The sequence below is a fragment of the Bradyrhizobium sp. CCBAU 51745 genome, from assembly GCF_028128715.1.
Classification (GTDB): domain Bacteria; phylum Pseudomonadota; class Alphaproteobacteria; order Rhizobiales; family Xanthobacteraceae; genus Bradyrhizobium; species Bradyrhizobium manausense.
The window spans coordinates 119100-128277 of record NZ_LBJP01000079.1 but is presented as its reverse complement, the minus strand read 5'-3'; the positions used below and the strand labels follow the sequence as shown (position 1 = coordinate 128277).

The window sequence follows — 9178 nt, the reverse complement described above, 5'->3', positions numbered from 1 at the left end:
ACGTAGAAGGCGCTATACGGAACCGTTCCGATCAGGGTGAGCGCGCCGAGACCTCCTAGAAGTGCGAGGGCACTGCGGCTCTCCGCAATCCACAAGAATGTTGGATAGGTCATCAGCAATGCAGCGCCCTAGCGGCCATATCATGATGCGCCGACGGCCTGCACGATCTGCGAGCAGGCCGCCCAGCAGCGCTGCGGCAATGCCTGCCATGTTGCTGATGAGCGTGGTGCCGAAGGCGAGAGGTGCCGAAACGTGGAGGGTGGTCAACGCGTAGGTGGTCATATATCCGGTAACATATGTCGTGATCGTGCAGCTGGCCAAGATGACAAATCCCAAACTCATGATGCGGCGACCGGCAGGCGGTCGCCTGACCGGCTGGGTGACCAGAACCGGGGCCTCCGGGCGGTGCAACGTCTCGGGTAAGACGCTCCGCAACCAAAGGCCGAACGGCAACGTAGCGGCGCCGAGCAATAGCGCGATCCGCCATCCGTATGCATTAAGCGCCTCACTTGTCATAGTGAGCGAGAGAATTTCTCCAACCAACGCTCCAGCCGTCGCCGCAACCTGTTGGCTCGCGGGCTGAAAGGAGACCGCCAGACCGCGGGCTTCCACCGGAGCCGCTTCCATCAAGTAGGCCGTCGTTGGACCGACTTCACCTCCGAGAGCAAAGCCCTGCAGCAAGCGTGCGAAGATGGCTAACAACGGAGCGGCGAGCCCTATTGTCTCGTACGATGGCGTGATAGCCAATAACAGGACCGCGGCGCTCATCATGGCAAAGCTCGCGGTCATCGCGGGCCGGCGGCCAGCCCGATCCGAATACGAGCCGAGCACGATGGCCCCGATCGGCCTGGTCACAAAACCTGCGCCGAAGGTTCCGAGTGACAGCATGAGGCTGGCGAATTGGTCGGTTGCCGGGAAGAACGCCTGTCCGATCTGTATTGCAAAAAAGCTATAGGTGCCGAAGTCGTAGAATTCGAGGATATTGCCCATGGTTGCGCCCAATACCGCGCGGCCCGTCAAGCGTTCGTCTGCCGGGCCACGGACCGGCTCCAGCCCCTCTCGAGTAAATTGCCTTGCCATCTTCGACCCAATCTGGAGCGCGATCCCGGCCCGACCATTTCGACCAGACAGGTCGCGCAAGCTGCTTTCCACTTGCCCGAACGCGTCCCTCACGGCCATTGCGCCTCTCCAAATGCAGGCTGGAGTGCGTCACGACGTACCTCTCACGGTAGCGTCTGCAATAAAAATGCCTGGTTTCGCGACCCATTTAACCCTTGATCTGATCGCTGGCCCTGCCGGCGAGACAAACATGAGAAGCTGCTGCAGTTATCGGGCTCCGCAGACATTGCGCTGCTGGGGCGAGTTTGCGACAAAATTGGCTGGCGCCGAACACGATCGACGACAACTCGAGCCATTTCAGCCTCGCCTGGTTGCGTCCGCTCCTTCAGGATCTAGTGGGCGACGTCTTCATCGCCCAGACGCTTGCCGCCAATCAGCACGCCTGCGGCGGCTTCGCGCGCGCGAGCAAGATCACCATTCATGGGTGCTCCACCTTTCCGTCGCGGCTGGCTCGCCAGCCAGCAGGCAAACCGCCTGCTCACGGGCCGCCCGCGTCTTTCGACCATCAAGACCCAGTCGTCCGTCATAAGGTGCGTTCGGCGCCGCTCGCCGTGCATCTTGGCAATCTCCTGCGCGAGCGCGTCACCCGGGACGGGGAGAAGGCCCGGCTATTCGGCCCGGACACCGAGGATGCCGACCTCAAGTCTTTGGTGAGCGCGGATGTCAGGGCCCTACATCTTGGTGAGCCACTTGGGGGGCTGTTCAGTCAACCCAGTGGAGCTTCACGCAGGAGCTACCGTTCGTGTGCCCGGACGGGCGAGCAAGAAAGCGGCCTACGTTTCTTCGCCAACGGCAGCTTAGAGGGAGCGGACATTTCAGCGGCGACTTCGGCACGCACACGAATTACGGCGATTTTCCTTGTTAAGGACGCGAGTGAGAATTCTCTTGCCAACGCGCTGACACGAGCGCCATCTCCTGAGGGAGAACGTCACTAACGGCTGGGACAAAGCTAGCCATTCGCGTTGCCTCACCTGAGGATGTAACGTTCCGCTTGTTCGATGTAGCCCCGGCTATCAGTCCGAGGTTGCATCATGCGTCAGGATCGGAAGCACGACGCACGTTGCGGAGTGCCCAATATCGGCCGCGGCAAACCCTGTCCCGGGATCACCGGCACCGCCGCAGTTTGATCGGTGCGCGGGATGATCGTTTCGGCTGCTTTGCTTCTGAGCAATTTCGTTCTTCATCTAGTCAGGTGAAGAGTTCGCTCCGCGCTTACCGGACTCTTCCGTAAGCGCATTCCGGTGTCTTCTCTCGCCGGCGCGGCTATCGCGGTCATTCCGGTTAGCGGCTCGCGCGTCGGCTCGAACTGTGAGCCAGAACGACTGGTCGTTAGAGATCGAAATACGCGTGTTCGAGACAAGACTTGGTCTGCTGCGGTCCGCATCACTTGAACCTCCGAACCGGCCTTACCGCCAGGTGAGCGTGAGGCACGGCGCAGACCGGCGCGCCGATTGCGAGGTCAGGTGCAATGAGACTTGGCTCGGAGGGTGAGCGCATCAGACGGGTACGGCCGCGGGTTTGTCTTTCTTCTTCGCTCTTTGTCAGCTTCTCGAAAGCCAGCCTGTTTAACACTCGAACTTGGTCTCTCGATGAAAAAGCCGACATGTCCGAGTTCGTGACGAACTTCAGCTCAGTCCCTGGGGGTGATCTTCAAGAGGCCTTTGTTCTCATAACAGCAAGGAGAGCTTCATGGATCCGAACTCGATCAATAGTGCCCGTTCACCAGAATCACCGACGGCACACGTCTGGACACAGGAGGATCATGACTTGTTCAGTCAGATCATGAATGAAGCTGGACCATCATCATCTGCCGCGCGAGAGGAAGCGGTAGATGTCTCATTCGCCGTTCCCCAGAGATTTTCGCACGGCTCGCAAATCGCTCCTGACTCGATGGTCGAGAGGTTGTTTCACGGAGGTCTCTTGCCGGACTCGGACCAGCCGACGATGACCTACGAAATCCGAGGTCACCGCTACACGGCCGGTTTAGATGAGTCCAATCGCGTTCGTCTTGTTCATAACCCTGCGGAGGATCAAGTGGTTAGAGTCGGCCGGGCGGGGATACCGGACTTCGGAGCCTTCATCATAGAGAACCAGCGCTACGGCATGCCGCTACCACGGCAATCGGCCACACCTGCCCTCATGGACAAGCTGCGCGAAGAGGGATACATGCCGACCGCTGATAACCCAACAACAATCCTGCTTAACGAACGGGCCTACAAAGCGGAGCTAGACGAAGGAGGGTTCGTTAAGCTTACGCGGGTTTGAGAAGCAACCCGACGGTCAGCCGATCGCGGCGGACTGGAGCCCTGCGATCACTTCGGTTGTCCTTACCTGGATAGACAAGTCACCGCTTAGCGGTGGATCGTTCGCGCCGCCAGTGGGTACGCATCCTCGGACCCACTGGCAGCCCACGAGATGCGTCGTCATCCTGGCATTCGTCTGCCTAGTGCTGACCTATCATCTGGCCTGTAATATCTCCCCCCATTGCCTCACCCGAGGATGTTACTTTCGCTTGACCAATGTAGCTCCGGCTGTCCGCCAGTCCGACGTTGCGACGTTGCGCCATCGCGCGCAGGATCGGAAGGACGGAGGGACGTCGCCGAGTGCCCTTTGCGCGCAGCCGCGCCGTCCCGGGAACCACCCGGTGCCGCACCTTTAGCCGTACGCCGGATCGTCATCTTTGCGTCTGGGCGATCTTAACAAGCACTGCACCATAGTGCGCCGCTGGCCGAACTGTTCGGAGCGTTGCTCCGCGAAGTGATCGAGAATTGCCAGCGCCGTCGGACAGGGTTGGGCTGCCAGCCAGCGCTCGATGTGGGCTGAGCTCGCGCAAAATTGGGCAGCCAAACCGTTGACCGTCGAAGGCTTAATCGAAAGCGCGGAGGCCCTGCCGGTGCGAGCCTGATTGTCTTGACGGACGCGGTGGTATTCTCAAGGAGTGGCAGCAAAGGTCGCTAACCGCAACGATCACACCCTCGCAAGTGGCGCAGTTGCTTTGCGTGGCGGTGAAATCGTGTGAACTTATTTATCGATAGAATCCTGTCAAGTGGCACTACCAGATCTGGGCGTTTTGCAAGCAGTAGCTCCGCCATAGGATCAGAGCAAGATCGCATGCACATACGCGTGCGCGATCAGCTTCGAAAAGCGGAAAAGAACGCTATGCGAACATCAATCTCAGATCACAATCTTTTTGTGGGTGCGCGCGCCGGATGGCGAGCCGCCACCGCCCGAAACGTCATTGAACGGAGAGCGCTGGCCCCGAGAGGGCGAGCTTTCCAGGTGATACGAGCAATGAAGCCGATAGCGTGGATGGTCGCAGCAATAAGGCGGGCGCTAGCGATGTCCGATCTCGACCGGTGCTGCGCAATCTGGTGGCTTTATCGCCTTCATTTCGGCTTCACGGGCGACGTGATTTTGGGGCTCGCTGCGGTCGCAGTTGCCCAGGAGAGGTCCCGCTGCGGAATTTAGCAACACAGGCATCGAGCATCTTCCATCCAGGCTCGGCGGCCGAACGCAGGTTACGCGTTTGGCTCGCGAGCAAAAGAGTGGCCTAATGCCAATCGCCACAAGTCTCGTGCAGCCACCAGGGCCGCATTCACACCTAGCACCGACGACCTGCGCGGGGGGCGCCAATGGCGCCGGTAAATGCGATTAGCAGATCGCGACGCCCGTCGGCGCGTCTTGCCAGCGCTCTGTGCTCGCCTGCGGCCGCTGCACGATGAGACAACGGTTGGGTTTCCCGGTCGTTTGGGGCGCCTTCGCAAGGGGCGCGCGGAATGGGCTTTGGAGCAAATTCCGTCCGGGTCAACAGATCGAGGTGTTATCACTGGAACCGAGCTCTGGTTCGGAGGCGGAGTTGCGCGCCTTGTCGATGAGGGTGGTATGCAATCGAAGCAACTCGGTGTACAGGTGTGATCGCGACACTCCACTGGTTTGCAGGCGGGCAAACGAGCGTCGGCGGTAGCTGCATGGCGGGGCGAGCGTCGAAGGTACGCGCTCGCGCGCGAGTGTTGTGGTTTACATCGGGAGGCACGAACCGGTTCAGCTTGGAAGAACGCGTGAGTTTAAGTGCAATGTTTTTGTCCTCCGCGAGCTGCCATGATGGCACCAGCCGGCCCTTGCAAGTTTGGTTCGTGCTAGTTTTTGCGAGCGTGAGTGCGCGAGGAAGCTAGGAGTCGTGCCCGGACCGCTTGAGGATCGACGCGCCCGTCGTCTTCCAGCTTCCGTCGCCCTCGCGCGGCGTCCTGAGCGCGTACGGATAGTTCATTGGCACGGAGGGAAAGACCGGATGGACCTCGGCCGAAGACCCGATCACTCAGTCGTTCGCTGATCTCATAACCTAAAACGGGTCTGGATACGGGAGCGTAGCGTCGCGACTGGATGGGACGGATCCTCTCTCCATGCGCGAAAGTGAAATCGAGGCGCAAAGATCGGGCCGCTAGCGGCCCTCATCGAAAGCGCTTGTGAACGGCACATCTGCGTCTCTGACATCAGGCGGCAGATCAGCATATCCCAAGGATAATATCAGAATATGCCGGGGCCATCTCAGCAGCGATTGGGAATCGATCGAGCGTCATGAATTCCAAAGTAAGTGCGAGATCAGGCACATCCGCGGAGATCTTGCCTAGAGTATGCGAGGCCGCCCAAAAAGTTGGTGCCCGTCGATAACCTCAACGAATTGCCGAAACTACCGGGTAAATTCGCCGACGAAGTCGAAGTGGTCAGAATGCAAATTCAATCCACTGCCGCCTAGCCCGTTGGGGCAACTACATTCGCCGATGGTTCTTTATTCCACGATAGGTCACACTTTGGATCGAGAAACAAGTAATCGCAAGTCAGTTCTTCACCAGGTTGTACGTCACGCGCCGTTAGAATTCGGCAATGATCGTCTTGATATGTGTTTGGTTGACTGCTGTGGTTCATGAAGCGGGCGTTGTCAGCATTATACTCTATAACGCCATCGCTAGCCCTGTAGTCTCTTGGATAGGCGTGCTTATCGAGTAGAGCTTGAAATGTTGGAGCTAGAGCTTCGTACTGCTCAGGCGTCACCGCGATGTCAACGATAGGATTATGAATCCAAATCAACGAATCTTTAGGCAAAAGAGTAGCTGAGAATAGTCCAATGCCGCCAAACCGGTCTGGTTTCAAAATAGTGTCAACGATCAACATTGGAGAAATCTCCCAGTCACGATCACCGCAAGCTACGTGACCTGAGTCCCGAATTCTCCTGCATAAATTGATAGGTCGTCTAGTCGCGCCTCCATCACATTTGGATTTTCTCGATTCGTTGCCGGCTGCAGCCTCCGTCGTACCGGCATGGTGGTGGCGGCGGTGAGTTCATATCGCGTGATCGTGACCTTTTAACCCTATCAGCGCGGCGACACGCGAGGCGTTTCGCGGACCTGCAAGCCGCCGACAACGCCTTCACCAAGGCCTTCAAGAGCCGCTTTCCAGCCGAATGCCTCAATGTCCCACTTGTCCTTGTGTCCCTTGCGGATGCCCCGGACAAAAGTGGAGACATGGGCAGACAATAATGCGAAGAGCGGCCCGGTGGGCAGTCAGGCGCCGGCTCTGCTGCATAGCCCCGACTGCGCAACCAGCCCCCCAACGTGATCACGGCGGCAAGCTCGAGTTTTGGCGGGCTAAAGTTCGGTCTCGCTGCAAATTCCGAGAAATGACGCCGCTGAATGAAACTTCAGTGGCAGGCCAGGTGCAGGATAGTTGCGCGCGCATATCGACCGTATCGGTGACCTGAGAGCGATCTACCGCTGGGCGTGCGCAGAACTCCTGGTGATTGCGTCTACTTCCGTTGCCACGCCGCCCTGTCACGTCGCCAGATCTTCACTGAGCATTTCGCCGCAAGGGATATTGACGCCATCGACGCGAGGGGCGGCGTATCGAACCACAAAATAGGTCTACGCGCTCCGTCCGTTCCTCTGAGAGCTTCTCGGTCAAGCCGTGATCGCGCCGCGGTTAAAGAGAGACGACAGTCGTGTCGGGAAATACGCCCCGCGCTCTATTCCTGAGCACGGACACTGAAACACGCAACAATGTACACCGCACGGCCAGCGCACTATTGGTCGCAGTGCGGCAGGGGGATGCAAACGCCGTGTGAAATTGATCGCCCTGCCCGTGCCGAGCCCGCCCGATGGCCTGGTCGCCGTGCGGTGCGCCGGCTTGGTGCTGACTACGGCCGGGAAGGCTTGCATGATCGGCCAAGGTAGAAGATTGTCGCGGCAATCGTCAATTGAGGCCGGTGGCAAGTCCGAAATGCCTCGTAGTTTGCGTCGGCGAGCCTTGCTTTAGGACTTGTCTAGGCATCAACGTACGCGCGAGATGTGCTGCCGTTCACACATGATGGCCGCGATATGGCTTAGATGGGGCCGCAGCCTCGGAGTCGGAGTTCCTGGCGCTGACATTCAGCAGCGAAAGCTGGTCGCGGGACAGACACAGCTCTGGTGCTCGGCAATCATGTTGTCGTGGCGCTTGTCTTTGCAGCTAGTTCGCAATTTTGAGTGGTCCTCAAACACGGCCGCGTACTCATTAAGCGACTGGCCGCCTGATGTCCGCTCACCCGCATAGCGGCGGAAAGGCGGACGTCTCCCGAGATTACTGAAGAGCCAAAACCAGCCGTACTCGCTTGGGCGGCTTCCGCTAGAAGCAGCACGCAGCTTGGGTATCTGGGCCCCTATCAATCTGCTATCGTCGCGCGCATGATGGCTAAATTGACCTTTGCCCGCATCGGCTGCAGTACCCCATACATGCACGAGCGCCAGAGCCACTCGACAGGACCGAACCGATAGCGGCGCAGCCACCACGCACTGAACACCACCTGCGCGACATACACGAAAATGCCGATCGCCAGTGTCGCGGCCACGCCAAGGCGGCCAAATTGGCCTAGACCATAGCCGTAGAAGATCCAGCCGCAAATTACAGATTGCGCCAGATAGTTGGTGAACGCCATGCGGCCAAGCGGCGCGGCCCAACCCAGCATCCTCCGCCCGCCCGAGAGATTCACAGCCGCGACGACTGCGGCCGCATAACCGAGGGCCAACACGACCACCCCCAACTGTTCTACCGAAAAATGCGCGCGCCCGAGCGACGGCCAATCGAAGAGCTCCTGTCCTGCTGCCGCGAGACTCAATCCGCCGCCGAGAAGAATGCCAAAGGTTGCGACGGCGAACAGCAAGGACCGGTTCGCCGAAGCCCGACGCAAGACCCCGCTGCGCCACGCGAAGGCGCCGACCAGGAACAGCGCGACAGTGGACGGCAAGCCCATGACTTGCAGCGGAAAAATCACCGTTACCTCACGGATCCGGAACGCGAGCACATCGAAAAATCCGCCCGTGCCGTAGGCACGCGTAGCGTCCGCGACAAGAGCGGCCATTTCGGCCGCATGCGGCAGCAGCACGATCGGCGGTAGCAACGGCATGGCCACGTAGAGCCCCAGGAGCAGCAGGGCTGCACCCGCTATGAGCCACCGTGCGCCGCCGAGGAAGGGCAGCACCACGAAGCCCGCCAGCGCATAGTGGACGAGAATGTCGCCGCTCCAGATCAAATAGAGATGCACCAGGCCAATCCCCAGCAACACCACCAGCCTGCGCACGAGCAAGATCATGCGCCGTGGATTGCCGGCAAGCCGCTCGAATTGGATGGCGAGGCCGACGCCGAACAGCAGCGACAACAGCGTAATCGCCTTACATTCGACGGCGACCGTCAGCACAGCCGCCACCGCCCGGTCGAGCGGCCCCGCCGGCTCCGCGTTCGGCAAGAACGGCGCGAAGATGGAGACCCGAAATATGGTCACGATGTTCATGGCGAGCACGCCGAACAGGGCCAAGCCCCGCATCACGTCAATCGCGTCGAGCCGCGCCGACCGGCTCATCGGCTTTGGAGGCGAGTTACTCGCCGGTGCGGTGCGCGAGCCGATGCTTCCGCCGGTCATTGCAGGACTCCCCCATTTCCAATGCAGAGATTTAGATGCCGCCTCGTGCAGCCTCAAACTACCTAAATTGGGGGGGCTGAATCGAACGTGACAATTTGGTTCAGCGCCAATACG

4 protein-coding genes and 1 pseudogene are annotated in these 9178 nt (G+C 59.5%); 2 read left to right on the top strand and 3 right to left on the bottom strand.

What is annotated here, in order from left to right; all coding sequences use genetic code 11:
- Window positions 1-1080 (bottom strand): annotated as a pseudogene (locus XH98_RS21520) (MFS transporter); the annotation flags it as partial.
- Between the two features lie 284 nt (window positions 1081-1364).
- On the opposite strand from XH98_RS21520, the gene XH98_RS21515 reads away from it, so the two are divergent.
- Both XH98_RS21515 and XH98_RS21510 read left to right on the top strand, forming a co-directional pair.
- Window positions 1365-2054: a hypothetical protein gene (locus tag XH98_RS21515; protein ID WP_271619834.1), complete on the top strand. Its 690-nt coding sequence runs from the start codon at window positions 1365-1367 to the stop codon at window positions 2052-2054.
- Between the two features lie 754 nt (window positions 2055-2808).
- Window positions 2809-3384, top strand: coding sequence for a hypothetical protein (locus XH98_RS21510; protein ID WP_271600138.1), 576 nt, complete (start codon window positions 2809-2811; stop codon window positions 3382-3384).
- Between the two features lie 2484 nt (window positions 3385-5868).
- On the opposite strand, the gene XH98_RS21505 is transcribed toward XH98_RS21510, so the two are convergent.
- Both XH98_RS21505 and XH98_RS21500 read right to left on the bottom strand, forming a co-directional pair.
- A complete protein-coding gene (locus XH98_RS21505; protein ID WP_271619833.1) occupies window positions 5869-6288 on the bottom strand; it encodes an SET domain-containing protein in 420 nt (139 codons plus the stop codon).
- Between the two features lie 1522 nt (window positions 6289-7810).
- Window positions 7811-9064, bottom strand: a complete 1254-nt coding sequence (locus XH98_RS21500) for a DUF418 domain-containing protein (RefSeq protein ID WP_271619832.1) — start codon at window positions 9062-9064, stop codon at window positions 7811-7813.
- Window positions 9065-9178 lie beyond the last annotated feature (114 nt).

Coding starts and splice junctions, on each gene's coding strand:
- XH98_RS21510 (WP_271600138.1), top strand. CDS start 2,809: ATGGATCCGAACTCGATCAATAGTGCCCGTTCACCAGAATCACCGACG.
- XH98_RS21505 (WP_271619833.1), bottom strand. CDS start 6,288: ATGTTGATCGTTGACACTATTTTGAAACCAGACCGGTTTGGCGGCATT.
- XH98_RS21500 (WP_271619832.1), bottom strand. CDS start 9,064: ATGACCGGCGGAAGCATCGGCTCGCGCACCGCACCGGCGAGTAACTCG.